Raw genomic sequence first — 24,750 nt, forward strand, 5'->3', positions numbered from 1 at the left:
ATCGGGCGGGCGTTCGCTCCCCCGCGCCCACCGACCACCCCCGCCTGCGCCCCGCCCCCTCCGGAGGCGTCCCTGTGAGCGCACCCCCTGGCGTGCGCTCACAGGGACGACTCGGAAGTAGGAGATGCGGGGAAGGGGCGCGGGATCATCCTTGCGATGTACGGGGATGGATCCAGAGAGCGACGCGGCGGACGGGGGCGGATCCTTAGCGTCGAAGACATGGAGATCACGACGACCGACCTGGGTCTTGCGGCCCGCGTACAGCACCTCACCAAGACCTACGGATCCGGCGAGGGTGCGGTGCGCGCCCTCGACGACGTCAGCGTCGGCATCCGCCGCGGTCAGTTCACGGCGATCATGGGAGCATCCGGCTCCGGCAAGTCCACGCTCATGCACATCATGGCGGGCCTGGACACCCCGACCCGCGGGCGGGCGTGGATCGGCGACACCGAGATCACCGGTCTCGGCGACCTCGACCTCACGATCCTCCGCCGCCGCCGGGTGGGCTTCATCTTCCAGGCGTTCAACCTCGTGCCGACCCTCGACGCGCTCGGCAACATCCTGCTGCCGTTCGAGCTCGACGGACGGCGCCCCTCCGCGATCGAGCGGGCACGGATCGACTCCCTCGTCGAGATCCTCGGCATCGGGCCGCGGCTACGGCACCGCCCGCACCAGCTCTCCGGCGGGCAGCAGCAGCGCGTGGCGATCGCCCGCGCGCTCGCCACCGCGCCGGACCTCGTCTTCGCGGACGAGCCCACCGGCAACCTCGACTCCGCCTCAGGACGCGAGGTGCTGCAGCTGCTCTCCACCGCGAGCCGCGAGCAGGGCCAGTCGATCGCCATGGTCACGCATGACGCGGTCGCCGCCAGCTACGCCGACCGGGTGCTGTTCCTCGGCGACGGCCGCATCGTCGCCGACCACCCGCGCCGCACCGCGGACGAGATCGCCGCGCTCATGCTCTCCGGCGGCACGCCGGCTCCGACCGCCGCACCCGCGACCGTCGCGCCAGCCACGACCGCCGCATCCGCGGCCACCGCGTCGGCGACCGTGGCGCAGCCGAGTGGAGCACTCGCATGACCGCCCTCGCCCCCACGCTGCTCGAGACGCCGCTGACCCCCTCGCGGCTCGCGTTCCTACGGGAGCGCGGCATGGGCTCGAGCGTGTTCGTCGCCGCCCTCACGGCCGCGTTCGGCGTCATCCTCGTCGACACCACGTTCTACCTGGGCGCCCTGCTGCAGAACGATCCTTTCCTCGGCGACAGCGAGACCCTCGACTACGTCGTGCGGATCCTCTCGGTGCTGCTCACCGCCGTGGCGATGTACGTCGCCGCGATCGTCACCGCCAACACGTTCGCGACCATCGTGGCCGGCCGCACCCGGCGCATCGCGCTGATGCGGCTGATCGGCGCCTCGGCGCGGTCGCAGCGGTCGGAGGTCGCGGGGCAGGGCCTCACCGTCGGCATCATCGGCGCCGTGCTGGGGCTCGCCGCGGGCGTCCTGCTGAGCTGGGGCGGCGCCGCGATCGGATCGGTCGTCTTCGAGCACTCGCCGCAGGGCTTCTCGCCGCTGCAGCCTGGCGCGCTGATCCCCGCCGTCGGCGTCGCGCTGACCACGTGGCTGGCCGCCTGGGCCGGATCCCGGCGTGTGCTGACCGTCACCCCGCTCCAGGCGCTCGCCGGATCCGCCGAGCGCACGGTCGCCGAGGCCGGCGCCGGCGGGACCAGGAATCTCGGGGCGATCACGATGTTCGTGCTCGGCGGCGTGCTGCTGGCCGGCGGCGTCGTGGTGGGGCTGTCCTCGCCGCTCGGCGTGGTGGTGGCGTTCTTCGGCGGCGTGTTCTCGTTCAGCGGGCTGGCGATCGGGTCCGTGCTCGTGATGCCGCCCGTGCTGCGACTCGTCGGACGCCTCTTCGGTCGCGGCGCGACCGCCCGACTCGCCGCGGAGAACGCGCTGCGCCACCCCGAGCGGTCCAGCCGCATGGCGATCGGCGTCGTGATGGGCGTCACGCTCGTGACGATGTTCGCGGTCGCCCTCGAGTCGGCCAAGGCGCTCCTCGTGCGCACGAGCGCCGAGGAGCTGCCGCCCGGATTCTTCGCGCCCTTCGACGCGTTCGGCACCGTGATGATGGTGCTGGTCGCGGTGTCGGCGGTGATCGCCGCGGTCGGGCTGGTCAACCTGCTGACGATCGGCGTCGTGCAGCGCCGGCGCGAGCTGGGCCTGCTCCGCGCGATCGGGCTGAGCAGCCGCCAGGTGCGCCGCATGGTGCTGCTCGAGGCGGCGCACGTGACGATCGCCGCGACCGCGACCGGCCTCGTGCTGGGCGTCGCCTACGGCTGGATCGCCGCGCAGTCGCTGCTCGGCTCCGTCCCGTCGCTTCCCGACTTCCACCCGGCAGGTCTCATCCCGCCGGTCGTGCCGTGGGCGCCCGTGGTCGCGATCGTCGCCGCCACGGCCGTGCTCACGCTCGTGGCTTCGGCCGCCCCGACCCGGCTCGCGACCCGCGTCGCCCCGGTCGAGGCGCTCGCCGCGGACTGAGCGGCGCAGGGCCGCGGGGGTTCTCCGCGGCCCTGTCCCAGGTGCGGGACAGACGGCGGATCCGCCATCCGCGCCACTGCCACGCCGCCCAGAGCACGGGCAGCAGCAGGAGGGATCCGGGACCCGCGAACACGAGCCGGTCACGCCACAGCGCCCGGCCGTCCGGCAGTTCCGAGACGGCCATGCGGTGATCCCAGACATCGAGCGAGGAGAGCGGCCCGGTGAGCGGGATGCCGCTGTCGCGCAGGATCCGCACGGTCTCGCCGCGGTGCTCGCGGACCTCGTCGTACGCCCCGATCAGCTGCGTGCCGACGGTGAGCCGCCCGAACAGGCGCAGTCGCACCGCGCTGTGCAGCAGGGACCCCTCGTCCGCGTGCGTGAGCGGCTCGACCACGATCACCGGCGCGTAGAGCGCGGTGAGCACGGCGGGCGAATGCAGTGCCGCCCAGGCGGCGTCGGCGCTCGCGGGGATCCGGAACTTCAGCTGCACGTGCCGCAGCGTCAGGTTCGTCGACGTCATCGCGGCATCACCGCCGCCCGGCGGTCGGCCGCGGTGATCTCGCGGCGGGTCCAGACCAGGAGGAAGCGCTCGTCGTAGCGTCGCGAGCAGCGCGCGCACGAGGACGCCCGCGTGGGTCGCCGGTGCCGGTACGTCACGTGGCCGGTCGGACAGCGGCCCACCCACGGGGCGAGCTCGGTCGCGGTCTCGCCGTGGTGCGTCGTCCCGCCCTCGTAGCCCAGGGAGCGGGCGACGCGCTTCCAGGCGACGCCGTGCGCGGCGTCGTGCCCGGCGACGGCGTGGGCGACCTCGTGCAGGAGCACCTGGTGGATCTCGTCGTCCTCGAATCGCGCGGCGAGATAGCGCGAGACGGTGATCCGCTTGTCGCGGTAGTTGCAGGCGCCGGCCCGGCGCTTGGCGTTGTCGAAGCCGAACGACCAGCTCGGATCGAGATGCAGCCGGATGAGCGCTTCGCCCCAGATCCGGACTCGTTCCAACTCGGCCATGCATTCACGTTAGGGGACGCCGGCGACATTGCGGTGCGAACGCCCCGGGATCAGCGCCCGGCGCGGTGCGCAGGGCGGAGTCGGCGGTCGACGACGCCCTCGTCAGCCGTCGATCAGCGCCGCATCAGCCGTTGACCGCGACCGGGTCGCGGCGGCGTTCGACCGTGTCGACGGCGAGCAGGGCCGCCTCGAGGGCCGTGTCATCGGCTCCGGCCTCACGGCGCAGGAACACCGTGCGCTTGAAGCTGTCCCTGGCCTGGTCGTAGTCGCCGGCCTCGAAGGCGTTGCGGCCGCGGTGCTGATGCGCGAAGGCGGCGATGGGAACCCAGCCCTGCCCCTCCGCCTCGGCCACGCAGGCGGCCAGTTCATGGTCCGCGGCGGCGTGCGCGCCGCGGTACTGCTGCACGGTCGCGCGCAGGACGCGCGCACGCAGCAGATCCTTCCTGGTACCGGCCATGCGGGCCTGCCGCACGGCCTCATCCGCGAGGCGGAGGGCGTCGTCCAGGCGGTCGAGGACCTTCAGCAGCCACACCCGCTCGAGCATCGACGGCAGGCTGCGCAGGTCGGCGATCTCGTCCAGACGCGCCTCGCACTCGGACGGATCCACCAGCTCGCGCAGAGAGTCCGGGTCGTATCCCTTGATGTAGCCCACGCGCCCGTCCTCCTGCACTGCTTCGCCGTGCCCTCCAGTCTGCCTGCCGATCCGGCGCATCCGGGAAGGCCCCAGGGCGTGCCGTGAGAAACCGGCCTCTGGTACCGGATCGGGAGGCACCCCGTGCCGCGGACCGTCGGGAGCGGGAGGGCGTCAGCGCAGGAACAGCCCGGCATCCGGCCGGGGCGAGGCCACCGCCGTCGCGTCGGTGACGATCGCCGCATCCTTCGCGAACGCGATCACCTCGGCGCCGTGCGCGAGCTTGGCCGGGTGCGGACCCGCGGCGAGGATGCGCGGCAGGGCGTCGGCCGGAAGCGGGCCCCTCGAGGCTGCGAGCACGAGATTGCCGAACCGGCGTCCCTTCAGGATCTGCGCATCCGCGAGGATCGCGACCTCGGGAAGCACCGCGCGGATGGTCGCCACCTGCCGGCGCGCGAACGCGAGCCCAGGGCCGTCGGCGACGTTCACGAGCAGGACGCCGCCGGGCCCGAGCAGCTGGGCGAGCTCGGCGTAGAACTCCACGCTGGTGAGGTGCGCGGGGGTCTGCGCCCCGGAGTAGACGTCGGCGACGACCAGGTCGACCGCCCCGCTCAGCGCCGGCGGAAGACGGCGCACGCCTTCGCGGGCGTCGCCGATGCGTATGCGGATCGCGGCGCCCCTCGGCAGCGGGAGGTGCTCGCGCACGAGTTCCACGAGCGGGGCCTCGAGCTCGATGACCTGCTGGCGTGATCCGGGTCTGGTCGTGGCGATGTAGCGGGGGAGGGTCATCGCGCCGGCGCCGAGGTGCACGGCCGTGATCGGCGCGCCGGGGGAGGCGAGCTGGTCGATCAGGGCGCCCATCCGCACGATGTACTCGAAGTGCAGGTGGGTGGGATCCGCGAGGTCCACGTGGGACTGCGGAGTGTCCTCGATGAGCAGTTCGAAGCCGCCGCCGAACTCCGCGGGGACGACCCGCGCGATCCCGCCGGATGCCAGCCGCGCGGCCGGATGCTCGGTGTCCTTCGCGCGCGCTCTGCCCATGCGACGAGCCTACGGCGGTGCGGTCGTGCGCGTCGCCGCCGATGGATCCGCGCCCGCATGGCGGGCGGGGCGTGCAGGTCACGGCTCGATCACAGGCTTGGAAGAAACTTGCAGAGAGTTTGTTCAGCGTGGATACTTTTTCCTACTGGAGCGTTCGCCCAGCGGTTTCAAAGAGGAGATTCCCCGATGCACAAGCGCATTCTGTCCGTCGCGGCACTCGGCGTCGTGGCGACGCTGGGCCTGGCAGCCTGCTCCGGCGGCAGCACCCCCGCAGCCACCAGCGGTCCCGTCGACGGCAAGGGCAAGACGCTCAACGTCTGGATCATGAAGGGCACCAACCCCGACTCCTCCGCGTTCTACGACGCGGTCTCGGCGGAGTTCAAGAAGGAGACCGGCGCGGACGTGAAGGTCGAGGAGGTGCAGTGGGCGGACGCCCACGACCGCTTCGTGACCTCGATCGCCGGCGGCACCACGCCCGACGTCGCGGAGACCGGCACCACCTGGACCGCCGAGTTCGCCGACGCCGGCGCGCTGCTGCCGATCGACAAGTACGTCGACGCGGAGAAGGGCCTGTCCAAGGACCTCGTCGAGGGCCTCAAGGTCGCGGGCACCTATGACAAGGAGCTCTACGGCATGCCCTGGTACGCCGGTGTGCGCTCGATCGTCTACCGCACCGACGTCTTCGACGAGCTCGGCCTCAAGGCGCCGACCTCCTGGGACGACATCGTCGCCGCCGGCGAGAAGATCAAGGCCGCGCACCCCGAGATGATGGCGTTCCCGGTCCCCGGCGACGCCGAGTTCCTCGTGTACCCGTGGGTCTGGGGTGCGGGCGGCGAGGTCGCCACCGACAAGGGCGGGACCTGGACGAGCCAGCTCGACAGCAAGAAGTCGCAGGAGGGCATCCAGTTCTACACCGACCTCGCGCTCAAGCACGGCTTCTCCTCCGCCGGCGCGACCACCTGGAAGGAGACCGATCTGCGCGACGCGTTCAGCCAGGGCAACGTCGCGATGATGCTCTCCGGATCCTGGACGCCCAAGTCGCTCATCGAGAAGAACCCGGAGCTCAAGGGCAAGCTCGGCGCCGCGGTCATCCCGGGCAAGGACGGCGGCATCGCCCCCTCGGTCCTCGGCGGCTCGCACCTGTCGATCTTCAACAACACCAAGAACCCCGACCTCGCGTGGGCGTTCGTGAAGATGATGACCACCGGCAAGTTCGCCACGCAGTGGGCGGATGAGACCGGCTACTTCCCGGGCGTGCAGTCGGCCATGGCCGAGTCCCTCAAGTCGACGGACCCCCTGGTCGCGCCGTTCGCGAAGCAGATGGTCGAGGGCGGCGCCTCGGTGCCGGTGACCCCGAACTTCGGCGCCGTGCAGGCGAAGAAGACGACCAACTCGATGATCCAGGCGATCCTCAGCGGTCAGAAGGACGTCGCGGCGGCCTCGAAGGACGCTGCGTCCGAGATGACCGACCTGCTCAACAAGAAGTAATCGGAACCACGTATGTCCACGGTGCACGCACCACGGCCGGCCGCGTCCTCGGAGTCCGTCTCCGGGGCCGCGGCCGGCGGCCCGCCGTCGCGGAAGAAGAAGCTCAGCTGGGTGACCGCGCGGCCGTGGCTGCTGCTCGCACCCGGCCTGTTCATCCTGGCCACGCTCATGCTGTGGCCGCTCGTCCAGGTCGTGATCTATTCGCTGCAGGACTACGGCCTGCGTGAGATCAACACCGGCCGGACCAACTTCATCGGGTTCGACAACTACGTCGAGGCGCTCACCGACAAGACCCTGTGGACCGTGGTCCTGCCCAACACGGTGGGCTTCGCCGTGGTCGCGGTGTTCGTCACCGTCACGGTCGGCACCCTGGTCGCGCTGCTGCTGGCCCGCCTCGGCACGGTGTGGCGCACGATCGTCTCCAGCTGCATCATGGTCGCCTGGGCGATGCCCGCCGTCACCGGCACCTATGTGTGGGTGTGGATCTTCGACGCCGACAAGGGCGTGTTCAACTCGGTCCTCAAGGACCTCGGTCTCATCGACGGACAGGTGAACTGGTTCACGAACCAGTGGTCGTTCTACGCGATCGTGCTGCTGAACGTCGTGCACCACGGCTTCCCGTTCGTCGCCGTGACCGTGCTCGCGGGCCTCCTCGGCGTCTCCAAGGAGATGCTCGAGGCCGCGGCGCTGGACGGCGCCGGCGCCTGGCGGCGGTTCTGGAAGATCATCTTCCCCACCCTCAAGCCCGTCTTCTCCGTCGTGATCATCCTCTCCACGATCTGGGACTTCAAGGTCTTCGCGCAGGTCTATCTGATGCCAGGCGGCAACGGCGGCAACCGCACGGTGCTGAACCTGGGCGTGTGGTCGTACGTGGAGTCCTTCGGCCAGAACCGCTACGGCTTCGGCGCCGCGCTCGCGGTGCTGCTCACCCTGGTCCTGCTCGGGATCACGATCGTGTACATCCGCTCCCTCATGAAGGAGGACGAGCTGTGAAATCGCGTCATCCGATTCTCGGCCGCATCGGCATCGTGATCGCGGTCGTCGCCGTGATGCTGTTCACGCTGTTCCCGGTGTACTGGATGGTCTCCAGCGCCTTCGACAAGAAGGCCTCAAGCGGCGGCCAGTCGCTCCTGCCCAAGGAGTTCACCCTCGACAACTTCGCCTTCGTGCTCACGGACGGCGGCTTCGCGACGTTCCTGCGCAACTCGGTGATCGTCGCGCTCGTCACGGTCCTCGTGAGCGGCTTCGTCTGCCTGCTGGCCGCCGTGGCGGTCGCGCGCTTCCGCTTCAAGTTCCGCACCGCGATCCTGCTGATGATCCTCATCGTGCAGATGGTCCCGCTCGAGGCGCTCGTCATCCCGCTGTTCCTGCAGGTGAAGAGCCTCGGTCTGCTGAACAGCATCCTCGGCCTCATGGTCGTGTACGTGGCGCTGTCGCTCGCCTTCGGGATCTGGATGCTGCGCGGCTTCGTGCAGGCCGTTCCCGTCGAGCTCGAGGAGGCCGCGTACATCGACGGCGCGAGCTGGTGGCGGATGTTCCGCTCGGTGCTGCTGCCCCTCGTGATGCCGGGCCTGGTGGCCACGAGCGTGTTCAGCTTCATCACCGCCTGGAACGAGTTCATCTTCGCGATGACGATGCTGGGCGGCGCAACCGACCAGTACACGGTCTCGATCGGCCTGAAGTCGTTCTTCGGCCAGTACTCCAACGACTGGGGGAGCATCATGGCCGCTTCCACTCTCATCACCCTGCCTGTCATGATCTTCTTCGTGATCGTGCAGCGGCGCCTGTCCTCGGGACTCGTCGCGGGAGCGGTGAAGGGATGAGCGTGGCAGAGGCGAACGACGACGTTTCAGAGGGCGACGCCGGGACCGCGGAGCTCGAGCGCCTCGCGAACGCGGTGCTGTGGCCGGGCTTCTACGGCCGCACCGTGCCGGCGTGGCTCGACGCGGCGCTGCACCACGGGCTCGCCGGAGTGGTCTACTTCGCGCAGAACATCGGTCCGGACCTCGCCGCCCTGAGCGCCGGGATCCGCGCCGCGAACCCGCAGGCGCTCATCGGCATCGACGAGGAGGGCGGCAGCGTCACCCGCCTCGAGGCCGCGACAGGGTCCACCCTCCCCGGCGCCGCGCAGCTCGGCGCGCTGGACGACGTGGCCGCGACCGAGGCGACCGGCGCAGAGCTCGCCCGCCGCGTGCGCGCGGTGGGCGCCGATGTCGTGCTGGGGCCGGTCGCGGACGTGAACACGGATCCGCGCAACCCGGTCATCGGCGTGCGCGCGTTCGGCGCCGACGCGGACCTGGTCTCGCGGCACGTGGTCGCGACCGTCGAGGGCATCCAGGCGGGCGGCGTGGCCGCCTGCGTCAAGCACTTCCCGGGGCATGGCGACACGCACGTCGACTCGCATCACGACCTGCCGCGCATCGCCGTGGATCCGGCCGACATCGAGCGCGTGCACCTCGCGCCGTTCCGCGCCGCGATCGCCGCCGGCGTGGACGCCGTGATGACCGCGCACATCGTCGTCCCCGCGTGGGGCGAGGAGCCCGCCACGCTCAACCCGCGCGTTCTGGGCATGCTGCGGGGCGCCGGATTCGAGGGCGTCATCATCACCGACGCGCTCGACATGGCGGCGATCCGCGAGTCGGTCGGGATCGGCGGGGGAGGGGTGCTCGCGCTCGCCGCGGGGGCGGACCTGCTCTGCATCGGCAACCCGACGAACCCCGGCGCGGCGGCCCTGCCGGATCAGGACGAGCACGACTACCGCACCGCGCGGGACGCGATCGTCGCGGCGCTCCGGAACGGGTCCCTGTCCCGGGAGCGGGTGGCCGAGGCCGGTGCCAGGGTCGCGCGGCTCGCGGCGAAGCTCGCCGCACCGGCGTCTGCGGAGGCCGCGGGAACCGCCGCCTACGACGGCCCCGGCATCGTGCGCCGCGCGCTGCGCGTGCGCGGAGGGCTGACGACCGCGGGTGCCCCGTTCGTGGTCGACGCCCGCCGCAGCTCGACGCTCGCCGTGGACAGTGCCGCCGGCTACGTGTCGGAGGCGCTCGCCGCGGGAGCCGCGAGGGTGCGCCTCGACTCCGCGCGCCTGGACGAGGCGCGGCGCGGCGCGGCCGTCGACGCGGCGCTCGCGCAGGCCGAGGGCCGGCGGATCGCGCTGCTCGTGGACCGGATCGACACGGACCCCGCGCAGCGCGCGCTCGTCACCGCGTTCGCCGCGCGCGCGGTCGATGTCGTGGCGGTGAACGTCGGGCTTCCCGCGGAGGACGTGGGCGTTCCGGTGATCGAGGTGGGTTCCGCGAGTAGGATCGGCGCCGAGCTCGCCCGAGAGAGGCTCGTCGGCATCGCGCGATGATCCGCTCCCTTCGGGCGGCAGAGGGGGTGTGATGGACGCAGACGTCCTCGCCGTGGTGCGCGGAGCGCTGCCGAGGCTGAGCGCTGCCGAGGCGAGGGTCGCCGAGCGCGTGCTCGCGGATCCGACCCTCGTCGTGGATCTCGCGATCACGGACCTCGCGCAGCTCTGCCGCACGTCGCTGTCGACCGTCGCGCGCTTCTCGCAGACCCTCGGCTTCAGCGGGTACCGCGAGCTGCGCGTCGCCTTCGCGGGCGCGGTGGCGCGGGCGCAGGCCGAGCAGGAGCGCTTCGGCTTCGACGACGCGGTCATCGACCCCGGCGACCCGGTGGAGGCCGTCGCGGCCAAGCTGGCGGCGAGTGAGATCGGCGCGATCGAGCACACCGTCGCCGGCCTCGACTTCGCCGCGCTGGACCGCGTCGCCGCGGCGATCGCGGGCGCGAGGCAGGTGCACCTGTTCGGGCAGGGCGCCTCGTCGCTCACCGCGCAGGACATGCAGCTCAAGCTCGCCCGGATCGGATGCGTCGCCGTGCACTCGCCGGATCCGCACATCGCGATCACGGGTGCCTCGCTGCTCGGGGCGGAGGACGTCGCTCTGGCGGTGTCCCATGACGGCGCGACGGCGGAGACGATCAGGGCCGCCGAGGTGGCGCGCGCGGCGGGGGCCTTCACGGTCGCCCTGACCAACGCCCCAGGATCCCCGATCACCGCCGTGGCCGAGGTGGTGCTCGGCACCCGGGCCAAGGAATCGCCGCTGCGGATGGCCGCGATGTCGAGCAGGATCGCACAGCTCGCGGTGCTCGACCTGCTGTTCGTGCGCGTCGTGCAGCACCGCGGGGAGACGGTGACGGGGCCGCTGCGCGCGACCCGTCGTGCGGTGCGCGGCGTCTGACGCCCGCGGGGCGGACTGACTCCGGCGGGGAGGCCTGCTCAGCCCACGTGGTCTCGGGTGCTCCCCAGCGCACGGGTCGCGATGCGGTTGGCCCTGGCCACGCAACCGCTCAGCGACAGCCCGCTGAGCACTCCGGCGAGGAAGCCCGCCGCGAAGGCGTCGCCGGCCCCGATCGTCTCGACCACCGTCGACGGCGTGGCGGGGGCGTCGGCGCGCTCTGCGCCGTCGAACGCGGTGGCGCCGTCGTCCCGCGTGACGACGAGGTGCCGGGGCGCGGGGAACAGCGCGCGCAGGCGGTCCGGATCCCCGGTGCCGAAGACGGCCTCGGCGTCGTGCGCGCTGCACTGCGCCACGTCGGCCGCGGCGAGGTAACCGCCGAGCAGCTCGCGGGCCTCGTCCTCACGGCCCTGCCAGAGCGCAGGGCGCCAGTTCACGTCGAAGCCGATCAGCCTGTCGCCGCGCTCGGCGAACAGCTCGTCCTGCGCGGCGCGGGCGCCGTCGGACAGCGCGGGGGTGATCCCGGTCGTGTGCACGAGGGCCGCATCGGCGAGCACCCGCTCCGCGGCCGGCGTGTGCAGGGTCGCGGGGGAGATCCGGCTGCCCGCGGATCCGGCCCGGTAGTAGTGCATGGCGCTCTGCACGGGCCCCTCGCCCTCGGCCGAGAGCTCCTTCACGTAGAGTCCCGTTGGGGCCGCGGGGTCGATCTCGACCGCGGAGGCGTCGACGCCGTGCTGGACGAGCTCGGCGAGCAGGAAGCGGCCGAAGCCGTCATCGCCCACCCGGGAGACCACGGCGGCACGGGAACCGGCCGAGGCGACCGCGAGCGCGACGTTCCACTCCGCGCCCGCCAGGGAGCGCTGGAACGTCCGATTGCTCTCCAGCGGACCGGCCGTGGTGGGCACGAGCGCCACCAGGCCCTCGCCGAAGCAGGCGATCAACGGTGTTTCGGGCACGTTCGCGACGATACCGGATCCAGGTGGCCTGCACGCGTCCGGGCGCCGCGCGCTCGTGGTTATACCCCCCTCGGGGCAGAAGGTCAAGAATCGCGCTGGACATGTCGCGATTTCGGGCCTATAGTTGATATTTGCGCCTCGCTCCTCCCTGCCCTCATATGGTGGTCGGCAGACTCCGTACGTCCTCGCTCCTCGACAGAGCGCCTTCAGCGTGCGGCCGTGTGACGCGGCGCACTCACCTGACGACGAGGAATCGAGACGCCCTTCGGGGCTCACGGAGGTTATTCCCTTGGCTGCTGCTCGCAACGCATCCACCCCCACCACCACCAAGAACGGACGCGGCCACTCCCGCCTCTCGTTCGCCAAGATCTCCGACACGCTGACGGTCCCCGACCTGCTCGCCCTGCAGACCGAGTCCTTCGACTGGCTCGTGGGCAACGAGGCCTGGAAGCAGCGCGTCGCGGAGGCCAAGAAGGCCGGCCGCAAGGACCTTGCGCAGGCCAGCGGCCTGGAGGAGATCTTCGAGGAGATCTCCCCGATCGAGGACCTGAGCGAGACCATGCAGCTCTCGTTCACGAACCCGTACCTCGAGCCCGAGAAGTACTCCATCGAGGAGTGCAAGGAGCGCGGCAAGACCTACGCGGCCCCGCTCTACGTCGAGGCCGAGTTCATGAACCACCAGACCGGTGAGATCAAGACCCAGACGGTCTTCATGGGCGACTTCCCCCTGCAGACCGCCAAGGGCACCTTCATCATCAACGGCACCGAGCGCGTCGTCGTCTCGCAGCTGGTCCGCTCCCCGGGCGTCTACTTCGACAAGACCCCCGACAAGACGAGCGACAAGGACATCGTCTCCGCGCGCGTCATCCCGTCCCGCGGCGCCTGGCTCGAGTTCGAGATCGACAAGCGCGACCAGGTCGGCGTGCGCATCGACCGCAAGCGCAAGCAGTCCGTCACCGTCTTCCTCAAGGCGCTGGGTCTCACCAGCGAGGAGATCCTCGCCGAGTTCGCCGGCTTCGCCTCGATCGAGGAGACCCTGGCGAAGGACACGATCCTCACCAAGGAGGACGCGCTCCGCGACATCTACCGCAAGCTCCGTCCGGGCGAGCAGGTCGCCGCCGAGGCCGCCCGCGCGCTGCTGGACAACTTCTACTTCAACGCCAAGCGCTACGACCTGGCCAAGGTGGGTCGCTACAAGATCAACCAGAAGCTCGGCCTGGACACCCCGCTGGACGAGTCCGTCCTCACGGTCAAGGACGTCGTCGAGACGATCAAGTACCTGGTGCGCCTGCACGCGAACGTGGAGACCTTCGAGGGCATCCGCGGTGGCAAGAAGGCGGAGATCCGCCTCGCGACCGACGACATCGACAACTTCGGCAACCGTCGCATCCGCGCCGTCGGCGAGCTCATCCAGAACCAGGTCCGCACCGGCCTGTCCCGCATGGAGCGCGTCGTCCGCGAGCGCATGACCACGCAGGACATCGAGGCGATCACCCCGCAGACCCTGATCAACGTGCGCCCCGTCGTGGCCGCGATCAAGGAGTTCTTCGGCACCTCGCAGCTGTCGCAGTTCATGGACCAGAACAACCCGCTCGCGGGTCTGACCCACAAGCGCCGCCTCTCGGCCCTCGGCCCCGGTGGTCTGAGCCGCGACCGCGCCGGCGTCGAGGTCCGCGACGTGCATCCCTCGCACTACGGCCGCATGTGCCCGATCGAGACCCCGGAAGGCCCGAACATCGGTCTGATCGGCTCGCTCGCCACGTTCGCGCGGATCAACTCGTTCGGCTTCATCGAGACCCCGTACCGCAAGGTCGAGGGCGGCAAGGTCACCGAGCACATCGACTACCTGACCGCCGCCGAGGAGGTCGACTTCAACATCGCCCAGGCGAACGCCCCGCTCGACGCGGATGGCCGCTTCACCGAGGCGCACGTGCTGGCCCGCCCCAAGGGCGGATCCGGCGAGGTCGACATGTTCCTCCCCGACGAGATCGGCTACATCGACGTCTCCCCGCGCCAGATGGTGTCGGTCGCGACCTCGCTCGTGCCGTTCCTCGAGCACGACGACGCGCAGCGCGCGCTCATGGGCGCCAACATGCAGCGCCAGGCCGTGCCGCTGCTCCGTTCCGAGTCGCCGTACGTCGGCACCGGTATGGAGGGCTACGCCGCCATCGACGCCGGTGACGTGATCACCGCCGACAAGGCCGGTGTGGTCTCCGAGGTCTCCGCGGACCGCGTCGTGGTCATGCTCGACGAGGGCGGCACGCAGGAGTTCTACCTCCGCAAGTTCGACCGCTCGAACCACGGCACGTCCTACAACCAGAAGGTCGTCGTCTCGGCCGGTGAGCGCGTCGAGGTCGGCGAGGTCATCGCCGACGGTCCCGCCACGGAGAACGGCGAGCTGGCGCTCGGCAAGAACCTCCTCGTCGCCTTCATGACGTGGGAGGGCCACAACTTCGAGGACGCGATCATCCTCAGCCAGGACCTGGTGAAGGACGACACCCTCTCCTCGATCCACATCGAGGAGTACGAGGTCGACTCGCGCGACACGAAGCTCGGCAAGGAGGAGATCACCCGTGACCTCCCCAACGTCAGCCCGGAGCTCCTGAAGGACCTGGACGAGCGCGGCATCATCCGCATCGGCGCCGAGGTCCGCCCCGGCGACATCCTCGTCGGAAAGGTCACCCCGAAGGGCGAGACCGAGCTCTCGGCCGAGGAGCGCCTGCTCCGCGCGATCTTCAACGAGAAGAGCCGCGAGGTCCGCGACACCTCCCTGAAGGTGCCGCACGGCGAGCAGGGCACCGTCATCGCGGTCAAGGAGTTCAACGCCGAGGACGGCGACGACGAGCTCGGCTCGGGCGTCAACCGCCGCGTCGTGGTCTTCATCGCCCAGAAGCGCAAGATCACCGAGGGCGACAAGCTCGCCGGCCGTCACGGCAACAAGGGCGTCATCGCGAAGATCCTGCCGGTCGAGGACATGCCGTTCCTCGCCGACGGCACCCCGGTCGACGTGATCCTGAACCCGCTCGGCATCCCGGGTCGCATGAACTTCGGCCAGGTGCTGGAGACCCACCTCGGGTGGATCGCCGCACAGGGCTGGAAGATCGAGGGCAACCCGGAGTGGGCCGCGCGCCTTCCCGAGGAGGCGTTCGACGTCGCCCCCGGCACCAAGGTCGCGACCCCGGTGTTCGACGGCGCCAGCGAGGAGGAGATCTCCGGTCTGCTCGACTCGACGCTGCCGACCCGTGACGGCGTGCGCCTGATCGACTCGACCGGTAAGACCACCCTGTTCGACGGCCGCTCCGGCGAGCCGTTCCCGGGGCAGATCTCCGTGGGCTACATGTACATCCTGAAGCTCCACCACCTCGTCGACGACAAGATCCACGCGCGTTCGACGGGCCCCTACTCGATGATCACCCAGCAGCCGCTCGGCGGTAAGGCCCAGTTCGGCGGCCAGCGCTTCGGTGAGATGGAGGTGTGGGCGCTCGAGGCCTACGGCGCCGCATACGCGCTGCAGGAGCTCCTCACGATCAAGTCCGACGACATCCTCGGCCGCGTCAAGGTCTACGAGGCGATCGTCAAGGGCGAGAACATCCAGGAGCCCGGCATCCCGGAGTCGTTCAAGGTGCTCATGAAGGAGATGCAGTCGCTCTGCCTGAACGTCGAGGTCCTCTCGGCCGACGGCACGGCGGTCAACCTCCGCGACACCGACGACGAGGCCTTCCGCGCCGCCGAGGAGCTGGGGATCAACATCTCCAGCCGCTTCGAGTCCGCCTCGATCGACGAGATCTGAGCCAGAACCGATTCGACGGGCCCTCGGGCCCTCAATCAACAGTTTTTATTGAGACACAGGAGAACTAGTGCTCGACGCAACAACGTTCGATGAGCTTCGCATCGGTCTGGCCACCGCAGACGACATCCGCAAGTGGTCCTACGGCGAGGTCAAGAAGCCCGAGACCATCAACTACCGCACGCTGAAGCCGGAGAAGGACGGCCTCTTCGGCGAGCAGATCTTCGGCCCATCCCGCGACTGGGAGTGCGCCTGCGGCAAGTACAAGCGCGTGCGCTTCAAGGGCATCGTGTGCGAGCGATGCGGCGTGGAGGTCACCAAGAGCTCCGTGCGCCGTGAGCGCATGGGCCACATCGAGCTCGCCGCCCCCGTCACCCACATCTGGTACTTCAAGGGCGTGCCCTCGCGCCTCGGCTACCTGCTGGACATGGCGCCGAAGGACCTCGAGAAGGTCATCTACTTCGCCGCGTACATGGTCATCTCGGTCGACGAGGACGCGCGTCACCGCGACCTGGCGACCCAGGAGAACAACATCCGCCTCGAGCTGAAGACGCTCGGCGACCGCCGCGACGCCAAGATCGCGGAGCGCCTGGCCAAGCTGGAGGAGGAGCTCGCGGCCCTCGAGGCCGAGGGGGCCAAGGCCGACGCCAAGAAGAAGGTCAAGGACGCCGCCGAGAAGGAGATGTCCCTGATCCGCAAGGGCGCTGACGAGGCGATCGTCAAGCTCGAGCGCGTGTGGGAGGACTTCCGCACCCTCGAGGTGGGCGCCCTCCGTCCCGAGGACGACGTCTTCCACGAGCTGCAGGACCGGTTCGGCCAGTACTTCGAGGCCCACATGGGCGCCGAGGCGATCCAGCGCCGCCTCGCGGCCTTCGACCTCGCGGCCGAGTCGGAGAAGCTGCACCTGCAGATCTCCGAGGGCAAGGGTCAGCGCAAGATCCGTGCGATCAAGCGCCTCAAGGTCGTGAACTCGTTCCTGGAGACCGGCATGAGCCCGGCCGCCATGGTGCTCGACGTCGTGCCGGTGATCCCGCCGGAGCTGCGCCCGATGGTGCAGCTGGACGGTGGCCGCTTCGCGACCAGCGACCTGAACGACCTGTACCGCCGCGTGATCAACCGCAACAACCGTCTTCGTCGTCTGATCGACCTCGGTGCCCCCGAGATCATCGTGAACAACGAGAAGCGCATGCTGCAGGAGGCCGTCGACGCGCTGTTCGACAACGGCCGCCGCGGTCGTCCCGTCACGGGCACCGGCAACCGCGCCCTGAAGTCCCTCAGCGACATGCTGAAGGGCAAGCAGGGTCGCTTCCGCCAGAACCTGCTCGGCAAGCGCGTGGACTACTCGGGCCGTTCGGTCATCATCGTCGGCCCGCAGCTCAAGCTGCACCAGTGCGGTCTGCCCAAGACGATGGCGATCGAGCTGTTCAAGCCGTTCGTGATCAAGCGCCTGATCGACCTGGGCCACTCGCAGAACATCAAGGCCGCGAAGCGCGCCGTCGAGCGCATGCGCCCCGAGGTCTGGGACGTGCTCGAGGAGATCATCCGCGAGCGCCCCGTGCTGCTGAACCGCGCCCCCACCCTGCACCGCCTGGGCATCCAGGCCTTCGAGCCGCAGCTCGTCGAGGGCAAGGCCATCCAGCTGCACCCGCTCGTCTGCGCGGCGTTCAACGCCGACTTCGACGGTGACCAGATGGCCGTGCACCTGCCGCTCTCGGTCGAGGCTCAGGCCGAGGCCCGCGTGCTGATGCTCGCCTCGAACAACATCCTCAAGCCGTCCGACGGCCGCCCGGTCACCCTGCCTTCGCAGGACATGATCATCGGCCTGCACCACCTGACCACGGTCAAGGAAGGCGCCGTCGGCGAGGGACGTGCATTCGGCTCCGTGGGCGAGGCGATCCTGGCGAAGGACGAGGGCACCCTCGACCTGCAGGCCAAGGTCCGCATCCGCATCCCGGGTCTGACGTTCCTCGAGGGCGAGGCCCCCGAGGGCTACGAGCGCCACGGCCTCGTGGACACTTCGCTCGGCCAGGCGATCTTCAACGACACGCTCCCGAAGGGCTACCCCTTCGTGCGCGGCGTCGCCGACAAGGGCAAGCTGTCCCAGATCGTCAACAAGCTGGCCGAGGAGTACCCGAAGGTCGAGACGGCTGCGTCGCTGGACCGGATCAAGGACGCCGGCTTCTACTGGGCCACGCGTTCCGGCGTGACCGTCGCGCTCAGCGACGTCGTCACCCCGCCGAACAAGGGCGAGATCGTCGCGGGCTACGAGAAGCAGGCCGAGAAGGTCCAGGGTCAGTACGACAAGGGCCTCATCACCGACGCCGAGCGTCGTCGGGAGCTCATCCAGATCTGGACCGCGGCGACGGACGACGTCCAGGCGGCCATGATGGCGAACTTCCCGACCGACAACACCATCAACCGGATGGTCTCCTCCGGCGCCCGTGGTAACTGGCTGCAGATCCGTAACATCGCGGGTATGCGCGGTCTGGTGAACAACCCCAAGGGTGAGCTCATCCCGCGTCCGATCATCTCCTCGTACCGCGAGGGCCTGTCGGTCGCCGAGTACTTCATCGCCACGCACGGTACCCGTAAGGGTCTCGCCGACACCGCTCTGCGCACCGCCGACTCGGGTTACCTGACCCGTCGTCTGGTGGACGTCTCGCAGGACGTCATCATCCGTGAGGACGACTGCGGCACGTCGAAGGGCCTGGAGCTGCCGATCGCCGCGCCGAACAGCGCCGGCGAGCTGGTGCGCGACGCGAACGTGGAGAACTCCGTGTTCGCCCGTACGCTCGCGTCCGACGTCGTGAACGAGGCCGGCGAGGTTCTCGCCAGCGCCGGTGAGGACGTCGGCGACGTGCTCATCGACAAGCTGGTCGCGCTCGGCGTGGAGACCATCAAGGTCCGCTCCGTGCTGACCTGCGACTCGGCGGTCGGCGTCTGCGCGCAGTGCTACGGCCGCTCGCTGGCCACCGGCAAGACGGTGGACATCGGCGAGGCCGTCGGCATCATCGCGGCCCAGTCGATCGGTGAGCCCGGAACGCAGCTGACGATGCGTACCTTCCACCTCGCCTCCGCCGGTGACATCACGCAGGGTCTGCCCCGTGTGCAGGAGCTCTTCGAGGCGCGTACCCCGAAGGGCGCCTCCCCGATCGCCGAGGCCGATGGCCGCATCACGATCGAGGAGACCGACAAGTCCAAGAAGGTCATCCTCACGCCCGACAACGGCGACGAGGAAGTGGTCTACCCGGTGCTGAAGCGTGCGACGCTCCTCGTCGAGGACGGCCAGCACGTCGTCGTCGGCGAGCCGCTCCAGGTCGGAACGCTCGACCCCAAGGAGGTCATGCGCGTCATGGGCGCCCGCGAGGTGCAGCGCTACCTCGTCAACGGCGTGCAGGGCGTGTACCGCTCCCAGGGTGTGCCGATCCACGACAAGCACATCGAGGTCATCGTGCGCCAGATGCTGCGCAAGGTCACCGTCGTCGACCACGGCGACACGACCCTGCTCCCCGGCGAGATGCTCGACGCCCGTCGTTACCAGGACGTCAACCGTGAGACCGTCGCGGCGGGCAAGCGCCCGGCGTCCGGTCGCCCGGAGCTGATGGGTATCACGAAGGCGTCGCTCGCGACCGAGTCGTGGCTGTCGGCCGCGTCCTTCCAGGAGACGACCCGCGTGCTCACGCAGGCCGCCATGGAGGGCAAGAGCGACCCGCTGGTCGGCCTCAAGGAGAACGTCATCATCGGAAAGCTGATCCCCGCGGGGACCGGCCTGCGCCGCTACCGCGACATCACGGTGGAGGCGACCGAGGAGGCCAAGAGCGAGCGCTACCCGAACCGGATCTTCGCATCCGACGGTGCGTACGCCGACGGAGACTTCGGCTACGTCGACTTCGACGCGTTCTCGACCGACGACATCACGCCTGGCACCTACAACTGATCGAGGTGCGCGCCCGCGTGAGCGGGTGACGGACTGATCGTCTGACGAAGACCCCCGGATCCACACGGATCCGGGGGTCTTCGCGTATTCGGGATCCGGATTCGTGGATCGGCGGTTCCGGCTCAGGGGAAGATGCTCGCCACGATGCTCGAGGTGTAGCCCGCCGGGGCGAGGTTCGAATAGCGGGTGTCGATGAGCACGTCGTCGCGCCAGAACAGCGTGCGCCCATCGGTGACCGGATAGGTCGGGTCCTGCCACTCCTTCTCGCAGCGCGTGCCCTTGTCCGGTGTGTAGCAGCTGTAGCCCTCGGTCTTGACGAGGCCGTTCAGCATGTCCAGCGCCTCGCCGCGGGCCTTGCGGGAGATCGTCGTGGTGATGTTCGTCGTGTCGGCCTTAGGATCCGCCCAGATGCAGATCAGGCTCCCGTCGGACTGCACGCCGCTCGGCCCGAACGCGGGGGAGTTCAACGGGATGTCGCCGAGCTGGGCGCGCACGTCGGCGGACAGGATCGCGGTGCAGTCCTTCGGCAGCGCGACCGGGGTCGGGGTCGGGGTGGGGGTCGGCGATCCGCTCTTCCCCGGCGCCGGCGTCTTCGTCGACGATGCCGGACCCGACTCGGACGCCGACGGGGTCCCGCCGGGCGTGGCGTCGGGGGTCGTCGGGCTGCACGCGGCCAGAGCGGCGGCGAGGGCGAGCGCGGTGAGAGCGACCGCGACGCTGCGTGTCTTCATGGCGCCAGGATAGGGCCCGGGGTTCGCCGGTCCGGGCGGCGCTCCGGAGTAGCCTGGGAGGACTCCGGATCATCCGGAGAGAGGGGGCGGCATGACCGAGCATCGGGTTGTGGTCGTGGGCGAGGCGCGGGTCGATGAGATCCGTGACCCCGGCGGGGTGCGCGAGCGCGTGACCGGTGACGCCGTGGAGCTCGCCACCGCCCTGCTCGGACATGCGATGGCCCTGACCGTCGTCGCGCCGGTCGCGGAGGACGCCGACGGCGACCGGATCCGCTCGGCGCTGCAGGATCGCGGCATCCGCCTCGTGCCGGTCCCCGCGCCGGAGGGCACGCTGCGTCGCTCGATCGTGCGGGACCGCGGCGGCGTCGAGGTCGAGCTGCGCCGCGGCGAGAGCGTGTTCACGGACACCCGCCGGTCGCTGGCCGCCCAGGCGGAGGCCGACCTGATCGTGGACTTCCGCGATCGCGAGGGTTCGACGATCGCCGAGGTGCGCGACGAGGTACTGGCCGCGTTCGGGCTGGGTGCATCCATGAAGCCTGCGGAGGCGTCCGAGGGGTCCGTTCCTGGGGAAGGTGGTTCCGTCGTGGCCGCTCCGGAAGCGGCGCAGTCGTCTAAGGATGACGCGCAGGCGCCGGAAGTCGAAGGGCTCGCGCGGCCCGCCGTCGCCGCTGCGCCCTCGGCCATACTGCTGCCCGCCTCGATCGTCGCGGGCACGTACCGCCACGCGCCGGTGCGGCTCCTGCCGGATCCGCCCGCCGCGCACGCCCCGGCTCCGGACTGGCACGGGCTCGAAGCCCGGATCGCCCGCATCGCGACCTGATCCCAGGGCGCTGCGACGGGCGCCGCGCCGGGCCTGGCTGCGTCAGATCCGGCTCAGCGCCGCGGCGCGTAACGCACGGGCGGATGCGTGCGGAGGACCAGCTCCCGCAGCTCCTCGAGGGTGGTATCCGCGCCGAAGACCCCCGCCGCGCGGGCCTGCACGAGCACGTTGCCGAGCGCGGTGGCCTCCACCGGACCCGCGAGCACGGGCAGGCCGGACCGATCCGCGGTCGCCTGGCAGAGCAGCCGGTTGAGGGATCCGCCGCCGATGAGGTGGATCTCGTCGATCGTCCGGCCGGCGAGCTCCGCCGCGGTTCCGATGGCGTCGGCGAACGCCTGGGCGATCGACTCGACGACCATGCGGACGAACGCGCCGCGGTCTCGGGGAGGCTCGGCGCCGGTCGCGCGGACGACGGCGCCGATGCGCGCGGGCATGTCGCCGGGCGCGCTCAGCGACGGATCGTTCGCGTCGAACACGGGCAGGCCGGGTTCCGCGGCGGCGGCCCGTTCCAGGAGCTCCGGCAGATCGATGGGTGCGCCGTCCTCGGCCGCCCAGGCCCGCACGGTCTCGGTGAGCAGCCACAGCCCCGTCACGTTGTGCAGGAAGCGGATCCGTCCGTCGACCCCGAGCTCGTGCGTGAAGCCCGCGTCGCGCGCGGCGTCGGTGAGCACGGGCGCCTCGAGCTCGAGCCCGACCAGGCCCCAGGTGCCGCAGGAGATGTACGCCGCGGAGGGGGAGGCGAGTGGGGCGGCGACGACGGCCGAGGCCGTGTCGTGCGAGCCGACGGCGACGACGGGCAGATCCGCTCCGATCCGCGCCGCGACGACGGGAAGCAGGCGCCCGATCCGCTGGCCTGGATCGATGAGCGCCGGCAGCAGGTCGGTGCGGATCCCGATCCGCTCCGCGAGCGCGACGTCCCATTCCCGGTCGTGCACGCCCAGCAGTCCCGTGGTCGAGGCGTTCGTGCGCTCGGCGACGCGGACGCCCGTGAGCCGGTGGGCGACGAGGTCGGGGACGAGCAGCGCGGCCTCGGCCTCGGCCGCACGGTCGTCCGCGGCGAGCTGGTAGAGCGTGGTGAACGGCAGGAACTGCAGGCCGTTGCGGGCGTACAGCTCCGCGAACGGAACACGCGCGTGGACGAAGTCGACGCCGCGGGCGCCGCGTTCGTCCCGGTAGTGGAACGGCTCGCCCCGCAGCGCGCCGCCCTGCAGCAGCCCGTAGTCGACCGCCCAGGTGTCGATGCCGATGCTCTCGATCGACGGCTCGCGGCGCACCGCCTCGGCGAGGCCCTCGACGACGTGCTCCATGAGCGCCTCGATGTCCCAGTGCAGGCCGTCGGCCCGCTGCACGGGCCCGTTCGGGAACCGTGCCACCTGCTCGAGCTCGAGCAGGTCCGCTCCGACACGGCCGATCATGACGCGTCCGCTCGTGGCGCCGAGATCCACGGCGGCGAACGCGCGAGGGGTCGTGGTCGCGCTCACCGCAGGAACGCGGCGGCGACGCCGGAGTCGACGGGGATGTGCAGGCCGGTGGTGCGGCTGAGTTCGGGGCCGGTGAGCACGTAGACCGCGTCGGCCACGTTCTCCGGCACGACCTCGCGCTTGAGGATCGTGCGGTTCGCGTAGAACTGGCCGAGGTCCTCCTCGGCGACGCCGTAGGTCGCGGCGCGGTTCGCGCCCCAGCCCGACGCGAAGATCCCGGATCCGCGCACGACGCCGTCGGGGTTGATGCCGTTCACGCGCACGCCGTGCTCGCCGAGCTCGACGGCCAGCAGCCGCACCTGATGCGCCTGGTCGGCTTTGGTGGCGGAGTAGGCGATGTTGTTCGGGCCGGCGAAGACGCTGTTCTTGGAGGAGATGTAGACGATGTCGCCGCCGAGCTTCTGGTCGATGAGGATGCGGGCCGCAGCCTTGGAGACGAGGAAGGATCCTTTTGCCATCACGTCGTGCTGCAGATCCCAGTCCTTCTCGGTGGTCTCCAGCAGGGGTTTGGACAGCGACAGGCCCGCGTTGTTCACGACGAGGTCGACGCCGCCGAACGCGAGCACGGCCTCGTTCAGGGCCGCCTGCACGGCGTCGGCGTCGGCGACGTTCGCGGCCACGCCGATCGCGATATCGGCGTTCCCGAGCTCGGCGGCCGCGGCCCGGGCCTTCTCGAGATCGAGGTCGGCGACGACCACGCAGGCGCCCTCGGCCGCGAGGCGGGTGGCGATCGCCTTGCCGATCCCGGAGGCGGCGCCGGTCACGAACGCGATCCGGCCCTGGTGGGTCTTCGGCTTCGGCATCCGCTGCAGCTTCGCCTCTTCGAGCGCCCAGTACTCGATGCGGAACTTCTCCGCGTCCGAGATCGGGGAGTAGGTCGAAAGCGCCTCGGCGCCGGCCATCACGTTGATCGCGTTGACGTAGAACTCGCCCGCGACGCGCGCGGTCTGCTTGTTCGCGCCGTAGGAGAACATGCCGACCCCCGGCACGAGCACGATCAGCGGATCCGCGCCGCGGATCGCGGGGGACGCGGGCTCGGTCGCCGAGCCTGCCGTGGCGTGCGCGTCGTAATACGCCTGGTAGTCCGCGCGGTACTGCTCGTGCAGCTCGTGCAGGCGCGCGATCTGCTCCTCGGCCGTCGCGGTCGCGGGCAGGTCGAGGATGAGCGGCTTGACCTTGGTGCGCAGGAAGTGATCGGGGCAGCTCGTGCCGAGCGCGGCGAGCGCCGGAGCCTTCTCGGCGGAGAGGAAGTCGAGCACGACGTCGGCGTCCGTGAAGTGACCGACCATGGGCCGGTCGGTCGAGGCGATGCCGCGGATCGTTCCGGCGAGGGCAGCGGCGCGTTCGCGGCGCGCGCCCGGGGGGAGGGCCTCGAACCCGGCACGGACGCCGCCGAACGGGGCCGGGTCCCCGTGCTCGGCGATGTAGGCGGCGGCGGTCTCGATGATCCAGAGCGAGTTCGCCTCGGCCTGCTCGGACGTGTCGCCCCACGCCGTGATGCCGTGCCCGCCCAGGATGCAGCCCACCGCGTCGGGGTTCTCGGCCTTGACCTGGGCGATGTCCAGCCCCAGCTGGAACCCGGGCCGCCGCCACGGCACCCACGCCACCCTGCCGCCGAAGATCGCCGCCGTGAGCGGCTCCCCGTCCGCCGCGGTCGCGATCGCGATGCCGCTGTCGGGGTGCAGGTGGTCGACGTGCGCGGCATCGACGAGCGCGTGCATCGCGGTGTCGATCGACGGCGCGGCTCCGCCCTTCCCGTGCAGGCAGTAGTCGAACGCGGCGACCATCTCGTCCTCGCGATCCGCCCCGGGATACACGTCTCGGAGCGCGCGCAGGCGGTCGAGCCGCAGCACGGCCAGCCCTTGCGCGGTGAGCGTGCCCAGGTCGCCGCCCGAGCCCTTGACCCAGAGCAGCTCGACCGGCTGGCCGGTGACGGGATCCGTATCGGTGCCCTTCGCGGAGGTGTTCCCGCCCGCGTAGTTCGTGTTCTTCGGGTCGGCGCCCAGGCGGTTGCTGCGCGCGATCAGCGCGGCGGCGGTGGGGGAGGTCATGTCTTTTCCTTGGATGCGATGATCGTGCAGGGTCTCGGACAGTTGCGGGGAAG

18 protein-coding genes are annotated in these 24,750 nt (G+C 70.5%); 10 read left to right on the forward strand and 8 right to left on the reverse strand.

What is annotated here, in order from left to right:
• Positions 1 to 219 precede the first annotated feature (219 nt).
• Both ACFC1J_RS12340 and ACFC1J_RS12345 read left to right on the forward strand, forming a co-directional pair.
• Complete coding sequence (locus tag ACFC1J_RS12340) at positions 220 to 1,077, forward strand: ABC transporter ATP-binding protein (RefSeq protein WP_375906225.1); 858 nt, start codon at positions 220 to 222, stop codon at positions 1,075 to 1,077.
• Positions 1,074 to 2,534 carry an FtsX-like permease family protein gene (locus ACFC1J_RS12345; RefSeq protein ID WP_375906228.1) on the forward strand — a complete coding sequence of 487 codons (1,461 nt, stop codon included), beginning with the start codon at positions 1,074 to 1,076 and terminating at the stop codon, positions 2,532 to 2,534. The genes ACFC1J_RS12340 and ACFC1J_RS12345 overlap by 4 nt, the downstream gene beginning before the upstream one ends.
• Here the strand turns inward: ACFC1J_RS12345 and ACFC1J_RS12350 are convergent.
• The 4 genes from ACFC1J_RS12350 to ACFC1J_RS12365 all read right to left on the reverse strand — a co-directional run bounded on the left by ACFC1J_RS12350 (position 2,458) and on the right by ACFC1J_RS12365 (position 5,211).
• The gene (locus ACFC1J_RS12350; RefSeq protein ID WP_375906231.1) at positions 2,458 to 3,054 is read right to left on the reverse strand and encodes a hypothetical protein; all 597 of its coding nucleotides are present in this window, start codon (positions 3,052 to 3,054) and stop codon (positions 2,458 to 2,460) included. The genes ACFC1J_RS12345 and ACFC1J_RS12350 overlap by 77 nt on opposite strands.
• Positions 3,051 to 3,539: a SprT-like domain-containing protein gene (locus ACFC1J_RS12355; RefSeq protein WP_375906234.1), complete on the reverse strand. Its 489-nt coding sequence runs from the start codon at positions 3,537 to 3,539 to the stop codon at positions 3,051 to 3,053. The genes ACFC1J_RS12350 and ACFC1J_RS12355 overlap by 4 nt, the downstream gene beginning before the upstream one ends.
• Before the next feature lie 124 nt (positions 3,540 to 3,663).
• On the reverse strand, positions 3,664 to 4,191 hold the full coding sequence (locus tag ACFC1J_RS12360) for a hypothetical protein (RefSeq protein WP_375906237.1): 528 nt from the start codon (positions 4,189 to 4,191) through the stop codon (positions 3,664 to 3,666).
• A 153-nt stretch (positions 4,192 to 4,344) separates the two neighbouring features.
• On the reverse strand, positions 4,345 to 5,211 hold the full coding sequence (locus ACFC1J_RS12365) for a spermidine synthase (protein WP_375906240.1): 867 nt from the start codon (positions 5,209 to 5,211) through the stop codon (positions 4,345 to 4,347).
• A 186-nt stretch (positions 5,212 to 5,397) separates the two neighbouring features.
• Between ACFC1J_RS12365 and ACFC1J_RS12370 the strand changes: the two genes are divergently transcribed.
• From ACFC1J_RS12370 to ACFC1J_RS12390, 5 genes are read left to right on the forward strand one after another with little or no spacing between them, the layout of a single operon-like run.
• Positions 5,398 to 6,699, forward strand: a complete 1,302-nt coding sequence (locus tag ACFC1J_RS12370) for a sugar ABC transporter substrate-binding protein (RefSeq protein WP_375906243.1) — start codon at positions 5,398 to 5,400, stop codon at positions 6,697 to 6,699.
• A 12-nt stretch (positions 6,700 to 6,711) separates the two neighbouring features.
• Positions 6,712 to 7,692 carry a carbohydrate ABC transporter permease gene (locus ACFC1J_RS12375; protein WP_375906246.1) on the forward strand — a complete coding sequence of 327 codons (981 nt, stop codon included), beginning with the start codon at positions 6,712 to 6,714 and terminating at the stop codon, positions 7,690 to 7,692.
• Between the two features lie 56 nt (positions 7,693 to 7,748).
• Positions 7,749 to 8,522 (forward strand): carbohydrate ABC transporter permease, encoded by a 774-nt coding sequence (locus ACFC1J_RS12380; protein ID WP_105687687.1) that lies wholly within the window; start codon positions 7,749 to 7,751, stop codon positions 8,520 to 8,522.
• Between the two features lie 2 nt (positions 8,523 to 8,524).
• Positions 8,525 to 10,048 carry a glycoside hydrolase family 3 protein gene (locus tag ACFC1J_RS12385; RefSeq protein WP_375906249.1) on the forward strand — a complete coding sequence of 508 codons (1,524 nt, stop codon included), beginning with the start codon at positions 8,525 to 8,527 and terminating at the stop codon, positions 10,046 to 10,048.
• Positions 10,049 to 10,079: 31 nt separating this feature from the next.
• Entirely contained in the window at positions 10,080 to 10,937 is an 858-nt protein-coding gene (locus ACFC1J_RS12390) for a MurR/RpiR family transcriptional regulator (protein ID WP_375906251.1), read from the forward strand.
• Between the two features lie 38 nt (positions 10,938 to 10,975).
• Here the strand turns inward: ACFC1J_RS12390 and ACFC1J_RS12395 are convergent, their stop codons facing one another.
• Positions 10,976 to 11,890 (reverse strand): sugar kinase, encoded by a 915-nt coding sequence (locus ACFC1J_RS12395; RefSeq protein WP_375906254.1) that lies wholly within the window; start codon positions 11,888 to 11,890, stop codon positions 10,976 to 10,978.
• Positions 11,891 to 12,179: 289 nt separating this feature from the next.
• Between ACFC1J_RS12395 and ACFC1J_RS12400 the strand changes: the two genes are divergently transcribed.
• On the forward strand, positions 12,180 to 15,680 hold the full coding sequence (locus ACFC1J_RS12400; RefSeq protein ID WP_375906258.1) for a DNA-directed RNA polymerase subunit beta: 3,501 nt from the start codon (positions 12,180 to 12,182) through the stop codon (positions 15,678 to 15,680).
• 67 nt (positions 15,681 to 15,747) lie between these two features.
• Positions 15,748 to 19,614, forward strand: a complete 3,867-nt coding sequence (gene rpoC, locus ACFC1J_RS12405) for a DNA-directed RNA polymerase subunit beta' (protein WP_375906261.1) — start codon at positions 15,748 to 15,750, stop codon at positions 19,612 to 19,614.
• Between the two features lie 122 nt (positions 19,615 to 19,736).
• Here rpoC and ACFC1J_RS12410 read toward each other — a convergent pair whose 3' ends face one another.
• Positions 19,737 to 20,345, reverse strand: coding sequence for a hypothetical protein (locus ACFC1J_RS12410; RefSeq protein WP_375906264.1), 609 nt, complete (start codon positions 20,343 to 20,345; stop codon positions 19,737 to 19,739).
• Positions 20,346 to 20,436: 91 nt separating this feature from the next.
• Between ACFC1J_RS12410 and ACFC1J_RS12415 the strand changes: the two genes are divergently transcribed.
• The gene (locus ACFC1J_RS12415) at positions 20,437 to 21,165 is read left to right on the forward strand and encodes a hypothetical protein (RefSeq protein WP_375906265.1); all 729 of its coding nucleotides are present in this window, start codon (positions 20,437 to 20,439) and stop codon (positions 21,163 to 21,165) included.
• A 53-nt stretch (positions 21,166 to 21,218) separates the two neighbouring features.
• Here ACFC1J_RS12415 and ACFC1J_RS12420 read toward each other — a convergent pair whose 3' ends face one another.
• Both ACFC1J_RS12420 and ACFC1J_RS12425 read right to left on the reverse strand, forming a co-directional pair.
• Positions 21,219 to 22,646, reverse strand: coding sequence for a rhamnulokinase family protein (locus tag ACFC1J_RS12420; protein ID WP_375906268.1), 1,428 nt, complete (start codon positions 22,644 to 22,646; stop codon positions 21,219 to 21,221).
• Positions 22,643 to 24,697 (reverse strand): bifunctional aldolase/short-chain dehydrogenase, encoded by a 2,055-nt coding sequence (locus ACFC1J_RS12425; RefSeq protein WP_375906271.1) that lies wholly within the window; start codon positions 24,695 to 24,697, stop codon positions 22,643 to 22,645. Before ACFC1J_RS12425 ends, ACFC1J_RS12420 begins: the two co-directional genes overlap by 4 nt.
• Positions 24,698 to 24,750: the final 53 nt, after the last annotated feature.

Origin of the sequence: Microbacterium sp. NPDC056052 (genome assembly GCF_042266785.1) — a bacterium.
Classification (GTDB): domain Bacteria; phylum Actinomycetota; class Actinomycetes; order Actinomycetales; family Microbacteriaceae; genus Microbacterium.

Coding starts and splice junctions, on each gene's coding strand:
- ACFC1J_RS12340 (WP_375906225.1), top strand. CDS start 220: ATGGAGATCACGACGACCGACCTGGGTCTTGCGGCCCGCGTACAGCAC.
- ACFC1J_RS12345 (WP_375906228.1), top strand. CDS start 1,074: ATGACCGCCCTCGCCCCCACGCTGCTCGAGACGCCGCTGACCCCCTCG.
- ACFC1J_RS12350 (WP_375906231.1), bottom strand. CDS start 3,054: ATGACGTCGACGAACCTGACGCTGCGGCACGTGCAGCTGAAGTTCCGG.
- ACFC1J_RS12355 (WP_375906234.1), bottom strand. CDS start 3,539: ATGGCCGAGTTGGAACGAGTCCGGATCTGGGGCGAAGCGCTCATCCGG.
- ACFC1J_RS12365 (WP_375906240.1), bottom strand. CDS start 5,211: ATGGGCAGAGCGCGCGCGAAGGACACCGAGCATCCGGCCGCGCGGCTG.
- ACFC1J_RS12370 (WP_375906243.1), top strand. CDS start 5,398: ATGCACAAGCGCATTCTGTCCGTCGCGGCACTCGGCGTCGTGGCGACG.
- ACFC1J_RS12375 (WP_375906246.1), top strand. CDS start 6,712: ATGTCCACGGTGCACGCACCACGGCCGGCCGCGTCCTCGGAGTCCGTC.
- ACFC1J_RS12380 (WP_105687687.1), top strand. CDS start 7,749: ATGCTGTTCACGCTGTTCCCGGTGTACTGGATGGTCTCCAGCGCCTTC.
- ACFC1J_RS12390 (WP_375906251.1), top strand. CDS start 10,080: ATGGACGCAGACGTCCTCGCCGTGGTGCGCGGAGCGCTGCCGAGGCTG.
- ACFC1J_RS12410 (WP_375906264.1), bottom strand. CDS start 20,345: ATGAAGACACGCAGCGTCGCGGTCGCTCTCACCGCGCTCGCCCTCGCC.
- ACFC1J_RS12415 (WP_375906265.1), top strand. CDS start 20,437: ATGACCGAGCATCGGGTTGTGGTCGTGGGCGAGGCGCGGGTCGATGAG.
- ACFC1J_RS12425 (WP_375906271.1), bottom strand. CDS start 24,697: ATGACCTCCCCCACCGCCGCCGCGCTGATCGCGCGCAGCAACCGCCTG.